The 20,268-nt window shown below is 67.3% G+C and carries 19 protein-coding genes; 11 read left to right on the forward strand and 8 right to left on the reverse strand.

The genetic code is table 11. The annotated features are described in order from the left end of the window. Window positions 1–60 precede the first annotated feature (60 nt). Entirely contained in the window at window positions 61–801 is a 741-nt protein-coding gene (locus ACAM55_RS03715; RefSeq protein ID WP_369654726.1) for a response regulator, read from the reverse strand. Window positions 802–999: 198 nt separating this feature from the next. Between ACAM55_RS03715 and ACAM55_RS03720 the strand changes: the two genes are divergently transcribed. The 3 genes from ACAM55_RS03720 to ACAM55_RS03730 are packed head-to-tail and all read left to right on the forward strand — an operon-like array spanning window position 1,000 to window position 4,681. After that, window positions 1,000–1,419 (forward strand): organic hydroperoxide resistance protein, encoded by a 420-nt coding sequence (locus ACAM55_RS03720; protein ID WP_369654727.1) that lies wholly within the window; start codon window positions 1,000–1,002, stop codon window positions 1,417–1,419. A gap of 30 nt (window positions 1,420–1,449) precedes the next feature. Continuing rightward, window positions 1,450–2,835 (forward strand): sensor histidine kinase, encoded by a 1,386-nt coding sequence (locus ACAM55_RS03725; protein WP_369654728.1) that lies wholly within the window; start codon window positions 1,450–1,452, stop codon window positions 2,833–2,835. A gap of 28 nt (window positions 2,836–2,863) precedes the next feature. Then, window positions 2,864–4,681 carry a cytochrome c biogenesis protein DipZ gene (locus ACAM55_RS03730; RefSeq protein ID WP_369654729.1) on the forward strand — a complete coding sequence of 606 codons (1,818 nt, stop codon included), beginning with the start codon at window positions 2,864–2,866 and terminating at the stop codon, window positions 4,679–4,681. Between the two features lie 24 nt (window positions 4,682–4,705). Here ACAM55_RS03730 and ACAM55_RS03735 read toward each other — a convergent pair whose 3' ends face one another. The 4 genes from ACAM55_RS03735 to rtcR form a co-directional block, all read right to left on the reverse strand. Beyond that, window positions 4,706–4,957: a hypothetical protein gene (locus ACAM55_RS03735; RefSeq protein WP_369654730.1), complete on the reverse strand. Its 252-nt coding sequence runs from the start codon at window positions 4,955–4,957 to the stop codon at window positions 4,706–4,708. A 139-nt stretch (window positions 4,958–5,096) separates the two neighbouring features. Further along, entirely contained in the window at window positions 5,097–6,044 is a 948-nt protein-coding gene (locus ACAM55_RS03740; RefSeq protein WP_369654731.1) for an ornithine cyclodeaminase family protein, read from the reverse strand. Beyond that, window positions 6,041–6,874, reverse strand: a complete 834-nt coding sequence (locus ACAM55_RS03745) for an alpha/beta hydrolase (protein WP_369654732.1) — start codon at window positions 6,872–6,874, stop codon at window positions 6,041–6,043. The genes ACAM55_RS03740 and ACAM55_RS03745 overlap by 4 nt, the downstream gene beginning before the upstream one ends. Window positions 6,875–6,918: 44 nt before the next feature. After that, window positions 6,919–8,532, reverse strand: coding sequence for an RNA repair transcriptional activator RtcR (gene rtcR, locus ACAM55_RS03750; RefSeq protein ID WP_369654733.1), 1,614 nt, complete (start codon window positions 8,530–8,532; stop codon window positions 6,919–6,921). Window positions 8,533–8,749: 217 nt separating this feature from the next. Between rtcR and ACAM55_RS03755 the strand changes: the two genes are divergently transcribed. From ACAM55_RS03755 to rtcA, 6 genes are all read left to right on the forward strand, one after another. Next, window positions 8,750–10,387: an RNA-binding protein gene (locus tag ACAM55_RS03755; RefSeq protein WP_369654734.1), complete on the forward strand. Its 1,638-nt coding sequence runs from the start codon at window positions 8,750–8,752 to the stop codon at window positions 10,385–10,387. A gap of 657 nt (window positions 10,388–11,044) precedes the next feature. Next, entirely contained in the window at window positions 11,045–12,268 is a 1,224-nt protein-coding gene (locus tag ACAM55_RS03760) for an RtcB family protein (protein WP_369654735.1), read from the forward strand. A 77-nt stretch (window positions 12,269–12,345) separates the two neighbouring features. Further along, entirely contained in the window at window positions 12,346–13,047 is a 702-nt protein-coding gene (locus ACAM55_RS03765) for a zinc-ribbon domain containing protein (protein ID WP_369654736.1), read from the forward strand. After that, complete coding sequence (locus ACAM55_RS03770; RefSeq protein ID WP_369654737.1) at window positions 13,044–14,003, forward strand: ribonuclease Z; 960 nt, start codon at window positions 13,044–13,046, stop codon at window positions 14,001–14,003. Before ACAM55_RS03765 ends, ACAM55_RS03770 begins: the two co-directional genes overlap by 4 nt. 32 nt (window positions 14,004–14,035) lie before the next feature. Further along, on the forward strand, window positions 14,036–14,881 hold the full coding sequence (locus ACAM55_RS03775; RefSeq protein ID WP_369654738.1) for a nucleotidyltransferase domain-containing protein: 846 nt from the start codon (window positions 14,036–14,038) through the stop codon (window positions 14,879–14,881). Further along, a complete protein-coding gene (gene rtcA, locus ACAM55_RS03780) occupies window positions 14,878–15,918 on the forward strand; it encodes an RNA 3'-terminal phosphate cyclase (protein WP_369654739.1) in 1,041 nt (346 codons plus the stop codon). The genes ACAM55_RS03775 and rtcA overlap by 4 nt, the downstream gene beginning before the upstream one ends. Window positions 15,919–15,936: 18 nt before the next feature. Here the strand turns inward: rtcA and ACAM55_RS03785 are convergent, their stop codons facing one another. Further along, window positions 15,937–17,607, reverse strand: a complete 1,671-nt coding sequence (locus ACAM55_RS03785) for an adenylate/guanylate cyclase domain-containing protein (RefSeq protein ID WP_369654740.1) — start codon at window positions 17,605–17,607, stop codon at window positions 15,937–15,939. 29 nt (window positions 17,608–17,636) lie between these two features. Here ACAM55_RS03785 and ACAM55_RS03790 point away from each other — a divergent pair, with 29 nt between their 5' ends. Next, window positions 17,637–18,380 carry a Crp/Fnr family transcriptional regulator gene (locus ACAM55_RS03790; RefSeq protein ID WP_369654741.1) on the forward strand — a complete coding sequence of 248 codons (744 nt, stop codon included), beginning with the start codon at window positions 17,637–17,639 and terminating at the stop codon, window positions 18,378–18,380. Window positions 18,381–18,386: 6 nt separating this feature from the next. Here the strand turns inward: ACAM55_RS03790 and ACAM55_RS03795 are convergent, their stop codons facing one another. Further along, window positions 18,387–18,863, reverse strand: coding sequence for a DoxX family protein (locus ACAM55_RS03795; protein WP_369654742.1), 477 nt, complete (start codon window positions 18,861–18,863; stop codon window positions 18,387–18,389). A 218-nt stretch (window positions 18,864–19,081) separates the two neighbouring features. On the opposite strand from ACAM55_RS03795, the gene ACAM55_RS03800 reads away from it, so the two are divergent. Further along, window positions 19,082–19,840 (forward strand): sulfite exporter TauE/SafE family protein, encoded by a 759-nt coding sequence (locus ACAM55_RS03800; RefSeq protein ID WP_369654743.1) that lies wholly within the window; start codon window positions 19,082–19,084, stop codon window positions 19,838–19,840. Between the two features lie 11 nt (window positions 19,841–19,851). Here ACAM55_RS03800 and ACAM55_RS03805 read toward each other — a convergent pair whose 3' ends face one another. After that, window positions 19,852–20,211, reverse strand: a complete 360-nt coding sequence (locus tag ACAM55_RS03805; protein ID WP_369654744.1) for a DUF1428 domain-containing protein — start codon at window positions 20,209–20,211, stop codon at window positions 19,852–19,854. Window positions 20,212–20,268 lie beyond the last annotated feature (57 nt).

Here is a 20,268-nt window from a genome sequence, read left to right on the forward strand (position 1 = left end):
TGGCGGGCGGCGTGGCGCACGAGGTGCGCAACCCCACCAGTTGCCAGTGCGTCGCGTCGGTCAGTCTCTCGGCTCGACAGCCGAAGCGAGGACGTAGCCTTCGCTGCGCACGGTCTTGATGTAGCGCGGCTCGCGCGCATCGTCGCGCAGGCGCTGGCGCAGCCGGCTCACGAGCAGGTCGATGGAACGCTCGAAGAGCTCGGCTTCGCGGCCCTGGGTGAGGCTCAGCAACTGGTCGCGGCTCAGCACCTTTTGCGGGTGGTCGAGGAACACGCGCAGCAGCCGGTACTCGGCGCCGCTCAGCGCCACCATCACGCCGCTGTCGTCGATCAGGTGGCGCGCCACCGTGTCGACCTGCCATTCGCCGAATCCCAGTTTCTGCGCGGACTCGATGGCGCCCATGTTCGGCGGCAGCATGCGCGTGCGGCGCATCACGGCGCGAATGCGCGCGAGCAGCTCGCGAGCGGAAAACGGCTTGGCCAGGTAGTCGTCGGCGCCCATCTCGAGGCCCAGGATGCGGTCGGCTTCTTCGCTGCGCGCGGTCAGCATGAGGATGGGCGTTGCCTTGTACTTGCCGGTGCGCAGGTCCCGGCAGAGCGTGAGCCCGTCTTCGCCGGGCAGCATCAGGTCGAGAATGATCAGGTCGAACGGGCCCGACTCCTCGAGCGCGGCGCGCATGTGCCGACCCGTGGGCACTGCCACCACGCGCAAGCCGTTCTTCACCAGGTAGGTGGTGAGCAACTCGCGAATTTCCCGGTCGTCGTCGACGATGAGGATGTGGTCCGAAGTCTTTGGCGTCATGGCGGTAGGCAAGAAGGTATGGCGCGAGAGGCGCCCGCAGCCGCAATGTAGCGCCTCGGGCGCGAAGGGACGCGGACAGTGAAACGTAGTGTGTGGATTTCTCGCGCGGATACACAGGCATACGCAATGTGTGCCGGCGGGGGAGAGGCGGCTCAACAATCCGTCGGTTTTCAACCCAACCACTCCCAAGGAATCCCCATGTCCCGTATCGAAAAAGTTCTCTACACCGGCAAGACCCACACCTCTTCGGGAGGCCGCGACGGCGAAGCGCGCAGCTCCGACGGCCGGCTCGACATCAAGCTCTCGTCGCCCGGCAGTGCGGGCGCCGGCACCAACCCCGAGCAACTGTTTGCAGCCGGCTGGTCGGCCTGTTTCATCGGCGCGATGGGCAAGGCGGCCGGCAAGATGAGGGTCACGCTGCCGCCCGACCTGGCCGTCGATGCCGAAGTCGACCTCGGCATGGCAGGCACCGAGTATTTCTTGCAGGCGCGCCTGAACGTGAGCCTGCCGGGCCTCGACCGCGAAGTGGCGCAGGCACTGACCGAGGCGGCGCACCAGACCTGCCCATACTCCAAGGCCACCCGGGGCAACATCGACGTTGCCATCCACTTGGTGTGAGCCAGCGGTTTTCATAGACAAGAGGTGCCCATGTCCATTCCCGCGAATCCTTCTGCGAACCCGTCCGGTGCGGCAAGAGCCGCGGGTGGGGGCATGGCCGCGCGGGGATGGCGCCGGCTGCTGCCCGGTTCTCTGTTCTACCGCGTGACGCTGATCATCGTGGTGGGCCTGGCCGTGGCGCAGCTGCTCACCTTTGCCGCCATCCGCTACGAGCGGAACCTGGCGCTTCGCGAGCTGATGATGATCGGCATCGAGCGCGACATCGCAAGCTCGGTCGCCATCCTCGACCGCCTGCCCGCGCCGGAGCGCGCCGGCTGGCTCGACCGGCTGGAGCGGCGCAACTACCGCTTCGTGCTGGGCGGCAGCGCAGAGGGCAGCGAGCCCGGCTCGCCGGCTTCGCGGCAGTTTGCGGCGGCCATTGTCGATGCGATGCGCCCGTTCGAAATCGTCAAGGTCGGCGAGGTCGCCTGGCCGCCCGAAGGCCTGCAGATCCAGGTGCGCCTGAGCGATGGGTCTTCCGTGGTGGTTCATGCCATGCGCGTGGGCATGCCGGTGTCGGGCTGGGTGATGTGGGTCCTGGTCGTCCAGCTGCTGGTGCTGGCCGTGTGCGCCTGGTATGCGGTTCGGCTGGTCACGCGGCCGCTTGCGCAGCTGTCTGCCGCGGCCGACGACCTGGGGCCCGACCTGAAGGCCCAGGCGCTCGCGGAAGAAGGCCCGACCGAAGTGGCGCATGCGGCGCGCGCCTTCAACGCCATGCAGCAACGCATTGCAGGCTACATGGCCGAGCGGGTCGAGATTCTCGCGGCCATTTCGCACGACCTGCAGACGCCCATCACGCGCATGCGGCTGCGTACCGACCTGATGGACAACGAACACGACCGTGAGAAGTTCCGCCAGGACCTCGACGCCATGCACTCGCTGGTGCGCGAAGGCGTGACCTACGCGCGCACGCTCCACGGCGCCACCGAGCCACCCCTGCGCATCGATGCCGACGCGCTGCTCGAAAGCATGGTGGCCGACTACGAAGACGTGGGCCAGCCGGTGCGGCTCGAAGGCAAGGCCGGTGCGCCCATCGTGAGCCGCCCCAACGCGCTGCGCAGGATCTTGATGAACCTGATCGACAACGCGTTGAAGTTCGGCAGCGACGTGCGCCTGCGCGTCCATGCCGAAGGCGGCCAACTGATGCTGAGCGTGCTCGACAACGGACCGGGCATCCCGCCCGACGAGCTCGAGGCGGTGCTCAAGCCCTTCTATCGCGTCGAGAGCTCGCGCAACCGCAGCACCGGCGGCACTGGGCTGGGCCTTGCCATTGCGCACCAGCTGGCCATGGCCATGGGCGCCGAACTCACGCTGCACAACCGCGCCGAAGGCGGGCTGGAGGCGCGGCTCACGATAGCCACCGCGCCCGCTCGCTGAATCCACCTGTCACGGACGACCCGACATCATGCTCATCCTCCTCATTGCCTACCTGGGCGGGGTTCTCACCATCCTGAGCCCCTGCATCCTGCCGGTGCTGCCTTTCGTGTTTGCGCGCGCCGACCGCCCGTTCCGCTCGCACGGCCTGCCCATGCTGCTGGGCATGGCGCTGGCCTTTGCCGCGGTGGCCACGCTCGCCGCGGTGGGCGGCGGCTGGATCGTGACGCTCAACGAGTACGGGCGCTACGCCGCCCTTGCAATGCTCGCGCTGTTCGGCGTGACGCTGCTGTTGCCCGCCGTTGCCGATCGCATGAGCCGGCCCCTGGTGGCGCTGGGCCTGCGCATGTCGCAGCCGCGCGGCGATGCGGGCGCGGCAACCGCTTCCATCTTCTCGCCGCTGTTGCTGGGCGTGGGCACGGGCCTGCTCTGGGCGCCGTGCGCGGGCCCGATCCTCGGCCTGATCCTGACCGGCGCGGCGCTCAATGGCGCGAGCGTGGGGACTTCGCTGCTGCTGCTCGCCTATGCCGCCGGTGCGTGCACGTCGCTCGCTGCAGCGCTGCTCTTCGGCGGGCGGCTGCTCTCCCTCATGAAGCGCTCGCTGCACACCGGCGAATGGGTGCGGCGCGCGGCGGGTGCCGCCGTGCTGGTGGGCGTGGGCGCCATCGCGCTGGGACTGGATACCGGGCTGCTCGCACGCCTGTCGGTGGGCACCACGTCGGCGCTGGAGCAGGCGCTGGTGGAAAAAATCAAGAAGGACACGCCGCAGCCTTCGCGCGAATCGCTGGCTGAACCGGTCGCGCTGCGCGAGGACACGGGCCTCGTGCGGGTTTCAGAAAAGGAAGACCGCCCCGCTCCCGTGCCTGCGCGTGCGCTCAAGGTCGAAGGCAACTTTCCTTCGCTCGCCGGCGCCACCGAATGGATCAACAGCGCGCCCCTGACGCCCGAAGCGTTGCGCGGCAAGGTGGTGCTGGTCGACTTCTGGACTTATTCGTGCATCAACTGCCTGCGCGCGCTGCCTTACGTTCGCGCATGGGCCGAAAAATACAGGGATGCCGGCCTGGTGGTCATCGGCGTGCACACGCCGGAGTTCGCGTTCGAGAAGCGCTCGGCCAACGTGCACAAGGCAACCAAGGACCTGGGCATCGGCTTTCCGGTGGCCATGGACAACGACTTCGCCATCTGGCGCGCCTTCGACAACCGGGCCTGGCCCGCGTTCTACTTCATCGATGCCGAGGGGCGCATCCGCCATCACCAGTTCGGCGAGAACCGGTACGACAAGGCCGAGCTGGTCATCCAGCAGCTGCTAGCCGAGGCGGGGCAGAAGACCCGCGTCGCGGCGGGCTTGGTGGCGCCGTTGGGGCAGGGGACCCAGGCCGCGCCGGGCACCGAGCCTGCGCTGTCCGGCGAGACCTATCTGGGCCACGAGCGTGCGCACGGCTTCGCATCGCCCGGCGGCATCGCGCGGGACCGGGCGAAGGTGTACCAGCCGGCTTTTTCTTCATTGCGCACCAACCAGTGGGCGCTGGCCGGCGGCTGGACGGTGGAGACCGAGCGTGCCGTACTGAACAATGCCGGTGGGCGCATCGCCTATCGCTTCCAGGCGCGCGACTTGCATCTGGTGCTCGGGCCGGCGGCCAATGGCAAGCCGGTGCGCTTCAGGGTGCTGGTCGATGGAAAACCGCCGCTCGCGGACCACGGGTCGGACACCGATGCGCAGGGCTACGGGGTGATCGACGCGCAGAAGCTGTATCAGTTGGTACGCCAGGCGGCTGGCGCGAAGGAGCGCCTGTTCGAGATCGAGTTCCTGGATGCCGGCGCACAGGCCTATGCGTTCACCTTCGGCTGAGCCCGAAGGGGCGAGGCTTTGGGGTCAGGCAGCCCAGGCGCTCAGCGAAAGCCGGCGCAGCATGTCGGTCTGGCGGGACTCTTCGGCATCCCGCAGGCTCTTGGCCGCACGGGCCGCGACGTAGGCCACATACATCGTTTCGATGGCTTTGCCCCACTCCTGCATCTTTTGGGAAACCGCGCTGGCCGCAGGCGTCGACGCGTCTTCGGCCGGACACGCGGGCACCTCGAAACCAGCTTTGCTGAGGATGGTGGCTTTCTGGAAAATGGTGAGCATGCGACTGCCTCTGGCTCTTGGTATGAGCTTCAGGTTAGCTTCAGCGCAAAAGCCGTGCCATCAGCCGCATGACGTATGCGCGTGTCAGCAAAAGGCTATCTCCCCGGCCGGCCAGCGACCGCTTTCTAGTCCTTAAGCCTTAGGCAGCGGGCGATGCGGCATGCTGCCAGACCAGCGTGGCGGCCGTCAGGTCTTCGAGTGCGCTGCCCACCGCCTTGAACACCGTGCGCTCCTCGTTGCCCGCGCGGCCGGCCCGTTCGCCCCGGCAGAGTGCGGCCAGCGTGCCCTGCACCGCATCGGCGCGCAGCGTGCCGGCCGCGATGGCATCGAGCAGCTCGCCGGCCTTCTGCAGCGCCTCCGGGGTGTCGATGAAGGTGCGCGCACCCTCGAAGCAGCGTGCATCGGCCTCGCGCATGGCGGGTGTGAAGCTGCCGATCAGGTCCAGGTGCGAGCCCGGCGCGAGCCATTCGCCGCGCACCAGCGGCGCGGTCGCCAGCGTGGCGCAGCTCACGATGTCGGCCTGGCGCACCGCCGCTTCGAGGTTCGCGGCGGCCCGGGCGTCGAACCCTTCGGCGCGCCATTGCGCGGCCAAGGCCTCGGCGCTTTCGGGCCGGTGGTTCCACACGTGCACCTCGTCGATGGGGCGCACGCTGGCATGCGCGGCGGGCAGCAGCCGTGCAATGCGGCCGGTGCCCAGCACCAGCAGGCGGCGCGCATCGGAACGTGCCAGGAACGAGGCCCCGAGCGCCGATGCGGCGGCCGTGCGGCGGGCGGTGAGTTCGTTGCCGTCCATCATCGCCAGCGGCACGCCGGTGCGCGCGTCGTACAGCACATAGGTGGCATGCAGGCCCGGCAGGCCGCGCGCGCTGTTGCCCGGAAAGACGTTGATCGTCTTGATACCCAGAAACCCCGCATCGCTCCACGCCGGCATGATGAGCACGGTACCCTTGTCCGCGCCCGCCGTCTCGATGCTGTGCACATGGCGCGGCGGCACATGCGCCTCGGCCGCGAAGGCGGTGCGCAGCGCGGGCACGAGCCGCGCAAAGGCCAGCGGCTCGCGCGTGGCGGTTTCGTCGAAGTGCTTCATGGTTGCCGTGGACGCAGCGAGGCGTCGAAAAATTCGACCAGCGCGCGCTGGTACGTGGCGCCGAAGCGCTCGGTCATCGGCTCCAGGTGACCGGCGCCGGCCACTTCGAGCAGGCGCTTGGGCTCGCGCGCGGCGTCCAGCAGGCGCCGTGAATGCGAGTGAGGAATCACCGGATCCGCCGTGCCGTGGATCAGCAGCAGAGGAATGGGCGAAATGGCGCCGATGTATTTGGACGCCGCGTATTCGTCGCTCACCAGCAGGCCGGCGCCCGGGAGCTTCTCATTGGCAATCGACGAATACGAATAGAAGGTTGACTCGATGGCCGCCGCCTTCACGCCGGCCCGGTTGCCCGAGCCCACCACCGCAATCGCATTGGCGCCGCCCAGGCTCTGCCCGAAGACGAAGAGGCGCTCGGCGTCGACATCGGCGCGCGAGCGCACGTAGTTCAGCGCGGCGCCGGAGTCCTCGAACACGCCCTTGGGCTCCGGTTTGCCTTCGGACTCGCCGTAGCCGCGGTAGTCGAAAACGAACACGTTGAAGTCCTGCGCCGGCAGCCACGCCACGAAGCGCCAGTGCGACGACATGTTCTGCGCGTTGCCATGGAAATGCACCACTGTGCCCTTGGCGTCCTTCGGGTTCTGCCGGTTCGCCGCGGGAATGAACCAGCCGCTGAGGCGCGTGCCGTCGGTGCTCTGGAAGTGCGCCGACTCGTAGCGTAGCCCCAGCGCGCCGGGCGTCTCATAGCGCACGCGGTCGGGGTAATAGAACATCGACTGGACGCAGCCGGTGAGGAACAGGGGCAGGGCGAACAGCGCCGGCTTCCAGTTCATCGGGTGTTATGCAGATGTTGCCATCAGCGCGGAGGATAGCGCAGTCAGCCCGCGGCAATGCGGCTCCATTCGAGCCCGTGTTTCGCCAGGTACTTGCGCAACCGGTCGGCATCGTTCACCACGCTACGCTGCGCGCGAGAGGCCTGAAAGAGCTGGCGCCCCGCATCCGACAGGCTGCGCGATTCGCGGCACACGCGCACCACCGCCTCGAGCTGCAGCCGGTCGAACAAATCGAGCGCCGCCGCGCGTTCGTCGCCGAGCATGGCATCGAGATCGACATCGGCGGCCTCTGCGCCGCGCTTCGCCGGGCCCTCGCGGTTCCACAGCCAGCGCAGCCGCGCAATCTCGGCCTCGACCAGCGCCACCGGAATGCGCCCGCCGTCCGCCAGCGTGGCGAGCCGGGTCACGCTGGCCGACAGGTCGCGAAAGTTGCCGCACCACGGCGCCTCGCCGCTTTGCGCAAATCGCAGGTAGGCCGCGCGCGCCTCGGCGTTGAAGCGCACCACGCGATGGCTTTCGCTCGCGTGGATGGCCAGGAGATGGTCGATGTTGGGTTCGATGTCTTCGGGCCGCTGCGCGAGGCCGGGCAGGTCGTAAGTCCAGAGGTTGATGCGCGCGAACAGGTCTTCGCGGAATCGCCCGACCGCCACGTCGCTGCGCAGATCGCGGTTGGTGCCGGCAATGAGCTGGAAGTCGCTTTCCACTTCCTTGTCGGCGCCGACCGGGAAGAAGCGCTTTTCCTCGATGGCCTTGAGCAGCATGGCCTGTTCGTCGAGGCCGAGTTCGCCGATTTCGTCGAGAAAGAGCGCGCCCTGGTGCGCCGTGCGCAGCAAGCCCGCGCGCTCGCCTGCGGCGCCGGTGAACGCGCCCTTCTTGTGGCCGAACAGCGTGGATGCGGCACCGTCGCCGCGCAGCGTGGCGCAGTTCACTTCCACGAACGGCCCGGTCATCTGATGGCGCGCCTGCTTCAGCTCGAACATGCGCCGCGCCAGGAACGACTTGCCCGCGCCGGTCGGACCTACCAGCAATATCGGCGCACGCGAACGCACGGCCACGCGCTCGATCTCGTCGATGAGCGCATTGAAGCGCGCGTTGCGCGTCGCGATGCCGCTCTTCAGGAAGGCCACCGCATCGCGCTGCTCGGCATCGAAGCGCCGTGCGATGGCGTCATAGCGCGACAGGTCGAGATCGATCAGCGCGACCTCGCCCGGGTTGCCCGCGCGCTGCCGCTTGGGCGGCGAGGTCTGCGCAAGCACGCCCGGAACCACGCGCGATTCGGCCAGCAGGAACATGCAGATCTGCGCCACGTGCGTGCCGGTGGTGATGTGCGCCCAGTACTGCTCGCGCTCGGTGTCGAAAGGATAGGCGCGCGCCCAGTCGTAGAGGCGCGTATAGACCTCGCCGAAGTCCCAGGGGTCCTCCAGATCGACGGCAACGAGATTGACCTGGGTCTCGGGCGACACGGTCGCGATGTCGGCCCTGACCACCTCGGCGAGCGCCTTGTGCTTCAGCGTGTAGAGCAGCTCCATGCGCGAGACGACCATGTCGTCGTGCTGGGCCAGCGAAACGGTGGGGCGCCACTTCTCCCAGCGGCCCGTGCCTTGTCCGGCATCGAGCTGGGTGCCGAGGAAGCCGATGACGACGATGGGTTTCTTCATTGGTTTGGATAAAAGACTATCCAAAATTATAAGAACTATGGATGAAATCTGCACCACGAGCCCGACGCCGTGCGCCCTCAATCAAAAAATCTCTTTTGAAATCAAGGAGTTGAATGCTCGCTTCGCTTGGTGGCCGGTATTTGGCACACCCGTTGCGATATGGAGTGCATACCCAGATACGAAATCGAAAAAAAGAGAACCCCGAGGAGAAGTCACCATGGCAAACCTTCAGCTTTTCAAGACCCGCCGCGGCGCACAACTGCCTGCGGCCGACGCGCTCGACGAAGCGGGCGGCGTGGCCTATTCGCTGTCGCCCAAGCACCAGCTGGCGCAGCTCGCCGCCACCGGTTGCCTGAACAGCACCTTCTACGCACAAGCGCAGAACCAGCTCGATGCCGTGCTGGCCCTGGCCCGCGAAGTCGATCCGGTGTTCGTGGCCAAGACGGCTGTGTACGCCCGCCGCGCCGGCCACATGAAGGACATGCCCGCACTGCTGGCCGCCTCGCTGGCGGTGCGCGACGTGGCGCTGCTCGCCAAGGTGTTCCCCCGCGTGGTGGACAACGGCAAGATGCTGCGCAACTTCGTGCAGATGCTGCGTTCGGGTGCCGTGGGCCGCAAGTCGCTCGGTACGCGGCCGAAGAAGCTGGTTCAGCAATGGCTGCTCGAGGCTTCGGAAGCGCAGCTGCTGAATGCCGCCGTGGGCAACACGCCGTCGTTGGCCGACGTGGTGAAGATGGTTCACCCGAAGCCCGCCGAAGCCTGGCGCGCCGCATGGTTCGCATGGCTGATCGATCGTCCATATGCGCTGGAGGCGCTGCCTCCGCTGACGCAGGCTTTCGAACGCTTCAAGCGCGACCGGGCGGCTGAGCGCAGCGCCGGGCCGTCCCAGGCAAGCGAGCGCCCCCTTGGGGGGCAGCGAGGACACGAAGTGCCGAGCGTGGGGGCTTGCGCTTTGCCCGACGTGCCGTTCCAGATGCTGACCGCGCTGGAACTGGACGCACAGGCCTGGGCGCAGATCGCGCAGCGCGGATCGTGGCAGATGGTGCGCCAGAACCTGAACACCTTCGCCCGCCATGGCGTGTTCGAGCTGCCGGGCCTCGCGGAAGCGGTGGCGGCCAAGCTGCGTGACCCGCAGGCGGTGGCCAAGGCGCGCGTGCTGCCGTACCAGCTGATGGCGGCCTTCACTGCCACCGGCGCCGAGGTGCCGCACGTGATGAAGGAAGCGCTGCAGGACGCGATGGAACTCGCGCTGGCCAATGTGCCGGCATTCGAAGGCCGCGTGGTGGTGTGCCCCGACGTCTCGGGCTCCATGAGCTCGCCGGTGACGGGCCACCGCGGTTCGGCGACCTCGGCGGTGCGATGCATCGACGTGGCCGCGCTGGTGGCTGCCGCCGTGCTGCGTCGCAATGCGGATGCGCGCGTGCTGCCCTTCGAGACGAAGGTGGTGTCGCTGAAGCTGAATCCGCGTGATTCGGTGATGACCAACGCGGCCAAGCTGGCGGCGGTGGGCGGTGGCGGAACCTCGTGCAGCGCGCCGCTGGCGCTGCTGAACCGCGAGAAGGCGCAGGCCGATCTGGTGGTGCTGGTGTCGGACAACGAATCGTGGGCCGACCGTGCCCGTGGCCGCGGAACCGCGACCATGCAGGAGTGGGAGGCGTTCAAGCAGCGCAATCCGAAGGCGCGGCTGGTGTGCATCGACATCCAGCCCTATGCGACCACCCAGGCGCAGGAGCGTGACGATGTGCTGAACATCGGTGGCTTCAGCGACGAAGTGTTCAAGCTGCTGGCGGTGTATGCCGCGGGCGGCCTGGGCGCCGAGCACTGGGTGGGTGTGATCGAAGAGACTTCGATCTGAGTAGAAAGAGAGAGGGTGCCGCGGGCTTTGGCCCGCGGTGTCCGATCCGAATAAATTGAACGTCGTCGTTCGGCGAATGCAGATGCGAGTACATCGAAAAAATGTTCCATCTCGCATCGATTGTTGGTCGCCGAACGGGGATGAGGTTTTTGTGCGAATGCAGGCAGGACTACATCTGGTGCGACCAGGGTTCGAATCCCGGCGCCGGTTCTCCGGCGCGGTCTACGTCTTGCCATCCTCGTCGCACTGTTTTTTGCAGCGAATGCTGGCGGAACTACAGCCTACAACGCTCGTGGTCGCGGGTTCGAATCCCGCCGGTCGCAAGGCCGTAGCTCAGTGGCAGAGCACGACTGTTTCGCCGATTCTTGTCGCTGCTTTTTTGTATTCGGGCGCGCAGGCACAGAAGGGAGCGCCACTGCCAAAAATGTTGTTATTGCCGGCAGTCCGGGTAGCACCGGATGCGGCGGGCAAGTCGGTTGACGTGTACGGTTGAGGATGCAGGTGCTGGCTCCGATGACGGGTCTGCCACTGGCGCGCGTTTCCAACCGTCGACTGGGCCAATGGAGTCAAACACCATGGTCGCCGTATTGATGCGGGTTCGAATCCCGCCGTGTCCACCAGCCAGTTGCAAGAATAGATAAACAGAGAGAAAAGAAAATGGAACAGAACTACAAACTGCATCAAGTCGCCAACGGCGTCCCCGTGAAGATGTGGACGAACGGCGTGCCCGTGGAAGACGAAGCGCAAAAGCAGCTCGAGAACGCAGCCCGCCTGCCCATCGTGTTCAAGCACATCGCGGCCATGCCCGACGTGCACTACGGCATCGGTGCGACCGTGGGCTCGGTGATCCCGACCTTCAAGGCCATCATCCCGGCCGCGGTGGGTGTGGACATCGGTTGCGGAATGATGGCGTGCAAGACCACGCTCAACGCACGCGACCTGCCCGATAACCTCGGCCCGCTGCGCTCGGCCATCGAAAAAGCCGTGCCGCACGGTTCGAACCCCAAGCGCATGGGCCGCGACAAGGGCGCGTGGGAAACGCCGCCCGATGAGACCGATGCGGCCTGGGCGCAGCTGGTGGACGAATTCGACGCGATCTGCGAGGACTACCCGCGCATCAAGAACACCAACAACCACAAGCACCTGGGAACGCTGGGTACCGGCAACCACTTCATCGAGGTATGCCTCGACGAGGCGGGCGCGGTGTGGTTCATGCTGCACTCGGGTTCGCGTGGCGTGGGCAATGCCATCGGTACGCACTTCATCGAACTCGCGAAGAAGGACGCCGAGCTGCACCAGCGCAACCTGCCCGACCAGGACCTGGCGTACTTCGAGGAAGGCGCCAAGTACTTCGGCGACTACGTGCGTGCGGTGGGCTGGGCCCAGAAGTTCGCGCACGCCAACCGCGAAGTGATGATGCAGCGCGTGGTCGCGGCGGCGCGCAAGGTCATCGGCAAGCCTTTCGAGGCGCATGTGGAAGCGGTGAACTGCCACCACAACTACGTGAGCCGCGAAACGCATTTCGGCGAAGACGTGCTCGTTACGCGCAAGGGCGCGGTGAGCGCCAAGGCCGGCGAGCTCGGGATCATTCCCGGCAGCATGGGTGCCAAGAGCTACATCGTGCGCGGAAAGGGCAACCCTGAGAGCTTCATGAGCTGCAGCCACGGCGCGGGCCGAGTCATGAGCCGCACCAAGGCGAAGAAGCTCTTCACCATTGCCGACCAGATCGCCGCCACCGAAGGCGTGGAATGCCGCAAGGACGCCGACGTGATCGACGAGATTCCGATGGCCTACAAGGACATCGACGCGGTGATGGAGGCGCAGAAGGACCTGGTGGAGGTGGTCTACACGCTCAAGCAGGTGGTGTGCGTGAAGGGGTAGGAGCTATGGAACCTCTGTTTGGGCAATGCACGTGGTGAGAAATATCTTCTTCATTTCAGCGTGACCGATTGAGCCGCTTGCTCGGCGGCCTTTCGGAGTCGCGCGAGCTTTGGGCACTGACTATGAAAAAAAGCAACAAGCAACGTCGCGCTGAAATCAAGGCGCGCCGCATCGAACGTGCCGCGGCGCTGGAGGCGCGGCTACGCGTACACGACGTGCGCAAGCTGTCCGTCGATGGACCGCTGCCGGGCCTCGAACTCGCAGACAAGTCCAGGCTCGCTTCCTGCAACACGATGTTCTGCGAGGTGCCCGATTTCTATCTCGACCGCCCTTTCACGTGCCGCGATTGCGGTGCGGAAGAAGTGTGGACGGCCAAGCAGCAGAAGTGGTGGTACGAGGTTGCGCAAGGTTCCATCTACAGCAACGCCGTGCGGTGCCGCGCCTGCCGGCTGGCCCGGCGCGCGCTGCGCGAAGCAGCCTCGGTCCACGAAGGCGCCAATCTGCTGCGTGACGAAGTGGCGCGGCTGCGCGCACTGGCTGCCGAAAAGCCGGACGCTGCGGCACTGACCCTGATAGAGGCAGCCTTGCAAAGCAAGTGGCGCAGCTTGCGCGTGGTGGCCATCGAGGTGATGGGGAGGTGGGGCGGCCTGGAACAGATCGCGCGACTCGAGTCCTTCGTGGCGGCCCGCCGGGGCGGGCAGAACCATCGGGTCTGGGAGCGAGAGGCGGCGGATGCCGCAGCCAAGGCGTTGCGCCGCCTGGCGGAGGCGCAGAAATGATGATGAGACTGACTTTCCTGGGAACCTCTTCAGGTACCCCCACGCGCCAGCGCAACGTCTCCGGCCTCGCCGTGCAGACGGTGCTGGGGCCCGACTGGTTCCTGGTCGACTGCGGCGAAGGCACGCAGCACCAGCTGCTGCAAACGCCGCTGTCGCTGCACGACATGGCGGCTGTCTGCATCACTCATGTGCACGGCGATCATTGCTATGGCCTGCCGGGCCTGCTCGCGAGCGCCGGCATGGGCAAGCGCACCAAGCCTCTGAAGCTGATCGCGCCGCTGCCGGTGTGGGAGTGGTTCGAGGCCACGCGCCAATTGACGGACCTGCATCTGCCTTACGAGGTCGAGCATGTGGATATCGAAACCCAGGCACTGGTGTACGAAGCGCCGGGCCTTCGCATCGAGCGATACGTGTTGCGGCACCGCGTGCCCAGCCACGCCTACCGCGTGCAGGTGGAAACCCGGCGCGTGCGGCTGAAGGCCGACGCCCTGCGTGCGGCCGGCTTGCCGGCGGGGCCGGCATGGCGCGCGCTGCAGAACGGGGAGGACGTGCCTTTCAACGCGGGGGTGCTGCGCAGCGCCGATTTCGCGGAGACGCAGATCGACACGGCCAGCGCCGTGCTGGGCGGTGACAACGCCGAGCCCGCGCTGCTGCACGCCGCCTGCCAAGGGGCGCAGCTGTTGGTGCACGAGGCCACCTACACGCAAGACGTGCTCGACAAGGTCGGGCCTGGGCCCATGCACAGTTCGGCGCGCCTGCTGGCCGAGTTTGCGCAATCGGCCCAAGTGCCCAACCTGGTTCTCACGCACCTGAGCCCACGCCACCAGAACGCAGAGGGCATGGCGGCGCTGATGGGGGAGACCCAGGCCCACTACCGCGGCAACGCATTCCTCGCCAACGACCTGGATGTTTTTGAACTCGACGGTGCCGGCAACGTGACCGTCACCCGCGCCTGAATGAAGAATCAGGCGGCAAGAAGAAGATCTTTATGAGCAATCAAGAATTTTTGCGCTCGGCCCACCCGATCGATCCGGCCATGCGCGCGCAGATCATCGACGCCCTGCGCGACATCGAATCCCGCCATGAGGTGACGGTGCTGTTCGCCTGCGAATCCGGCAGCCGCGGCTGGGGCTTTGCCTCGCCCGACAGCGACTACGACGTGCGCTTCATCTACGTCAACCGACTGCCGTGGTACCTCACGGTGACGGCGCGGCGCGACGTGATCGAGGTGCCGATCAGCGGCGAGCTCGACATCAACGGCTGGGACCTGCGCAAGGCGCTGGGCCTGATGCGCGAGTCGAACCCCACGCTGCTCGAATGGCTGCGCTCGCCCATCGTGTACCGCGACGACGCGGTGGCGATGCCGCGTTTTCGCGCGCTCTCGGAAGCGGTGTTCTCCAACGCGCGCGGCTGGCATCACTACGCCTCGATGGCGAAGAAGAACTTCCGCGAGCATCTTCAGGCCGACGAGGTGCGCTACAAGAAGTACCTCTACGTGCTGCGCCCGCTGCTGGCCGCGCGCTGGATCCGCACGCAGCCCGGCGTGCCGCCGATGCGCTTCGCCGACCTGGCGCAGAAGACGCTCGATCCCGTGCGCGACGGCGCGCTCGTCGGCGAAATCAACGCGCTGCTCGAGGTGAAGATGCGGGCCGGCGAAGCCGCGACCAGCCCGCGCTGGGCCGGAATCCACGCATTCATCGAGTCCGAGCTGGCAGCCAACGCGGCCGAACCGGTCACGCCATTGCCGCAGGCCGACGAAGCAGGGCTCGATGCGTTCTTTTGCGAGACCGTGCTGCGCTTCGGCGCCGCCGCGCAGGAAGGAGGCCGCGCATGATCGAACTCGACGGCTCCCAGGGCGAAGGCGGCGGCCAGATCCTGCGGACCGGCCTGGCCCTGTCGGTGGCAACGGGCCAGCCGATCGCCATCGACAACATTCGCGCGGGCCGCGCCAAGCCCGGCCTGATGCGCCAGCATCTCGCATGCGTCAATGCCGCGGCCGAGATCAGCGGAGCGCAGGTCGAAGGTGCCGAGCTCGGCTCGCAATCGCTGCGCTTCGTGCCCGGGCCGGTGCGCGCGGGCGAATACCGCTTCACGATTGCCAGCGCGGGCAGCTGCATGCTGGTTCTGCAAACGGTGCTGCCGCCGCTGCTGCTGGCCGGTGCGCCGAGCCACGTGCACCTGCGCGGGGGTACGCACAACCCGATGGCGCCGCCTTTCCATTTCCTGGAGCGTGCCTTCGCACCGCTGGTGCGCCGCCTGGGCGCGGACCTGCAACTGACGCTGCGCCGCTGCGGTTTCTACCCCGCCGGTGGTGGTGAAGTGGAAGCGACCATCGTGCCCGCGGCGGATGCGCTGCGGCCCTTCGACCTCGTCGCGCGCGGCGCGCTGCTTTCGGGCCATGCGGAGTGCCTGGCGCCGGGACTGGCGCGGCACGTGGCAACGCGCGAGCTCGAAACGCTGGGCCAGGCCATGGGGTGGTCGGGCGGGCAACTGCGCACGGGAACGGCGCGGCAGAACGAGGGGCCGGGCAATGCGCTGCTCGCCACGCTGGCCTACGAGCACGTGACCGAGGTCTTCACGGCCTTCGGCGAAAAGACGCTGAGCGCCGAGCAGGTGGCGCATGGGCTCGTGAAGGAGCTGCGCCAGTTCCAGAAGAGCCTGGGGGCGGTGGGACCCCACCTGGCCGACCAGCTGGCGCTGCTGCTGGGCCTGGCCGCGTGGCAGGGCGGCAGCGCCGGCACCTTCACTTGCAGCGAAGTAACGGAGCACACGCGCACCAACTGCGCAGTGATCGAGCGCTTCCTGCCCGTGCGCTACGACATCTCGACGGCGCCGGGCGCGGCCACCGTCACGGCCCGATCCGCGGGCTGAACGCAGCCCCCGTCTTGCTCACGAAAGAGGGCGCGGCGGCGATCCAGGCTGCGAACAGATCACCGCCAGGGGCGCCGAACGGCCACGCACGGTCAGCATGTCGACCTGTTCCATCGTGTGCGCGAGGCCGGCCTGCTGCGCCGCGAACAATGAAACCACCCGTCGCGAAGCGGCCGCCTTGGCGTGGTCCTGGAGCCGGCTCGCGGTATTGACCACTTCGCCGATGGCGGTGAAGGTGGTGGTGTCCAGATAGCCCACTTCGCCCACCGCTGCGCGACCGGCATGCAGGCCCATGCCGAAGTCCAGCCGTTGCCCGAACTGGGCTTCGAAGCTTTCGCTCCACGCATCCATGCGCTGGCCGATGAGTTCGGTGGCCTGCAGCGCCTGTCGGCATGCAGTGGGCAGGTCGGTCTCGAGCCCGAAGATCGCCATCACGCTGTCGCCGATGAACTGGTTCGGCACGCCGCCGCTTTCCCGCACGGCGGCGCCCACGGTGGCGAAGTAGCGGTCGAGCACATAGGCCAGGTCGAACGGCCATTGCCGCTCCGACAACCCCGACCAGCGCCGCAGGTCCACGAACAGAATGGCCACGTCGCGTTCGCGCCCGAAGCTGCTGACCGGCGCGGGCCGTCCTCCGTGGGGCGGCGGCGCGAACAGCGGCGTGACCTCGATGTCGCCTCGCGGGCGCAGCTGGCACGCCAGCCGCACATCGCCCGGTGCACGCACCCGCTCGAGCGTTCGCTGCTCGTCGCGGCCCGGCGCGCCCGTGTGCTCCGCGGGGCCGAGCACGCGCACGCGGCAGGTCGAACATCGCGCCCGCCCGCCGCAGACCGACAGGTGCGCAATGCCATGCGAGCGGCTCGCTTCCAGCACGCTCCAGCCGCGCGGCACTTGCACCGTGCGGTCGGGGTAGCGCAAGGCGATGGACGGCTGGCGAGACCAGCGTGCGAACCCGTTGCGCCCCCAGCGGGCCGCCAGCAGGGCGAGCAGCGCCAGAGCGTAGAACCACTTGATGTAGCCCTCGGCCGCCTTGAGTGCCGTGCCTTGTTCGGGCGTCGGCAACACGGCCGGCGGCACGCCGGTCCACTGGAACTCGCGCCCCATCGAGACAAAGCCCATCGCCGCCGTGAGCGGCAGCACCACCGCGATGGCCAGCAGCAGATAAGAGAAGCGGCGATAGCCGGGCCGCGCCCGCAGTGCGAAGTGCACCCCCAGGCAGCCGTGGCTCCAGGCCGCGAGCATCAAGGCGAACTGCGCGCTGGCACCCGGCAGGCTCCACAGCCCCCAGACGACGCGAACATAGGAGCCCTCGATGCCATAGGCGAGATAGGCGCCGCGCATGGCGGTCAGGTGCGTGGCCAGCAGCAGCGGCAGCGCAAAACCCAGCAGCACGCGCAGGCCCTCGAGCGGCGGCATGCGCAGCGTGCGGCGCTCCCACAGCGCGTTGACTGCCAGCGCCAGGTGCACGGCCGCAGCGCCGTACAGCAGCAGCGTGCCCGGCAGGCTGTGCCAGAACTGCTGCACGCCGCGCAGCACGGTTTCGGCCGTGGCAAACGAAACGATGCCCAGCGAATGGTTCAGCAGGTGCGCCGTGACATAGGCCATCAGCACCAGCCCGCTGACCCAGCGAAGATTGCGCCGCGTGGGCGGTCCCAGCGAAAAAGGGGCGTGGGGTGAACGTCGGTCCATGAAGGGGTTCGAAGCGGCACCCGAGCATAATGCGCGCGCCCTTACCGACCCGCATGGCCCCATCTCCCACCATCCCTCGATCCAGCCTCGCGCTGCGCCGCATCGCACTGCTCGAAGGCCTCTCCGACGAGCGCCTGGACCTGCTGGCGCAGCAGTGCCTGTGGCACAGCGTGGAGGCCGGCAAGCCGCTGCTGCTGCGTGCCGAGCAGCAGGGCGACGTGTTCCTGCTGGTGTCGGGCCGGGTGCGGGTGACCACCTATTCCGCCAATGGGCGGCAGGTCACCTTCAGGGATTCCGGGGCCGGCGAACACTTCGGCGACATCGCCGCCATCGACGGCGGGCCGCGTTCGGCCGACGTGGTCACGCTGGAACCCAGCGTGCTCGCCAGCCTGGACCGGGCCGCCTTCATGGCCCTGCTGCGCGAGGAGCCGGTGGTGGCCGAGCGCGTGATGCAGCGGCTGGCGTCACTGGTGCGGCAGCTTTCCGAACGGGTGATCGACCTGAGCACGCTCGGCGTCCAGAATCGGCTCCATGCCGAGCTGCTGCGGCTGGCGCGCGCGTCCGGCGTGGAGAACAACCGGGCGCGGCTGGAGCCGGCGCCCAGGCACGCGGCCCTTGCCAGCCAGATCAGCACCAACCGCGAGCAGGTGACCCGCGAACTGAACGTGCTGGTGCGCAGCGGCGTGCTGCGCAAGGACGGCAAGGCCCTGCTGGTGGCCGACGCCGCCCGCCTCGAGCGCATGGTCTCGCAGGTCAGAGGCGACGCCGGCTGAGCCGGATCAGTTCCAGCGGCCGCGAAGACCGCCGAGACTGAAGCGGCCCGCGCCCAGCAGCACCACGGCGAGCGCGCCGAACAGGTACAGGCCCTGCAGTTCGAGCGCCCAGCCGCCCTGCTTGGTCAGGGAGAACAGGTCGGCCATGTGTACCAGGCCGAAGGCCGCGAGCATGTTGATGACCACCACGCCGGCAGCGGCGCGGGTCCAGAAGCCGGCGATCATGAGCAGCGGCGCCACGATCTCGCCCACGTACACCAGGTAGGCAAGCCCGCCCGGCAGGCCGGCCTTGACCAGCATGGCGCTCACAAAGCCGACGCCGGCCGAGATCTTGAAGATACCGTGCAGCAGCACGAGCACGCCGATGGCCACACGCAGCAGCAGCTTGCCGGAGTCGTCCAGCGTGGCGGGGGAGACGGAGGAAGCCTGTGCAGGTGCGATCGGTGCACGCACGGAGTGGGCGGCTACGGCCTGGTTGTTCATGGCGGATCCTTGGAAAGTGGAGGGGGCGCCGCGGGAGTGCGACGGTTGCGGTTCCAGTGTGCGGAGCCGCCAACGGCCGGTATGTGCGTTTACGCACAGTTTTCGAGAACGCGGCCTCCCGGGCGGGACCGACAGCAGGACCCGCGCCATCCTGCTACGCTCGGACGGCCCGCCATGGACACGGTGGGCTTTTTTCTGCCTGCGCCGCCTCTTTCTCCATGGTCTTTCCCCTCATCACCGATCCGCATTTCTACGCGGTCGCCATTCCCGCCGTGCTGCTGCTCGGCATCAGCAAGAGCGGTTTCGGCGCCGGCTTCGGTTCGCTCGCGGTGCCGCTGATGGCGCTGGCGGTCACGGTGCCGCAGGCGGCGGCCATCCTGATGCCGCTGCTGCTGTTGATGGACCTGCTCGGCCTGGCGGCTTTCCGGAACGACTTCGACCGCGCGCTGCTCAAGTTCCTGATTCCGTTCGGGCTGCTCGGCACGGTGATCGGAACGCTGCTGTTCCGCACCCTCTCGGCCCACACCGTGGCGGGCATCGTCGGCGTGTTCACGTTGCTGTTTCTGGCCCAGCGGCTGGTGTTTCCGCCCAAGCCCGACGACCCGCTGCCTTCGCGCGCGGTGGGCGCGGCGCTCACGGCGGTGTCGGGCTTCACGAGCTTCATCGCCCACGCCGGCGGTCCGCCGGTCAACGCCTACGTGATTCCGCTGCGGCTCAAGCCGGTGGTGTTCACCGCGACGATGGCGTATTTCTTCTTCGTGGTGAACCTGAGCAAATGGATTCCCTACGCCTGGCTTGGCCTGATCGACTTTCGCACCATGGCCACCTCGCTGGTGCTGATGCCGCTGGCGCCACTTGGCGTGTGGCTCGGCATCCGCATTGCCCGGCGCATCGATGCGACATGGTTCTATCGCTTCGTGTACCTGGGCATGCTCTTGACCGGACTTAAGCTCGTGTATGACGGCTTTCTGGCCTGAGGCCGTCGAGCTCAGAACTCGACGATCGACTTGAACCCGCCGAAGATCATCCGCTTCGCATCGAAGGGCATGGTCTTCGGGTCCATCGCGGCAATGCGCGGATCGGCCATGACCTTGGCGTTGACCGCGTCGCGGTGCTTGCGCGACTTGTAGACGATCCACGAGAACGCCACGGTTTCATCGGCCTTCTGCTTCACGCTCTGCGGAAACGAGGTGAGCTTGCCGGGCTTCACGTCGTCGGCAATGCACTCCACGTATTCGAGCGCGCCGTATTCCATCCAGATCTTGCCGGCCTTGCGTGCCAGCTTGCGGTAAGCCTCGACGTTGTTCGAGGGAACGGGAACGAGGAAGCCATCGACATAACGAGCCATTGAAAGTCTCCTTGAAAGAAACGGAAGGAAGAATAAGAAAAGCGGCTGCCGGCCAGG

Source organism: Variovorax sp. V213 (assembly GCF_041154455.1).
Lineage (GTDB): Bacteria > Pseudomonadota > Gammaproteobacteria > Burkholderiales > Burkholderiaceae_C > Variovorax.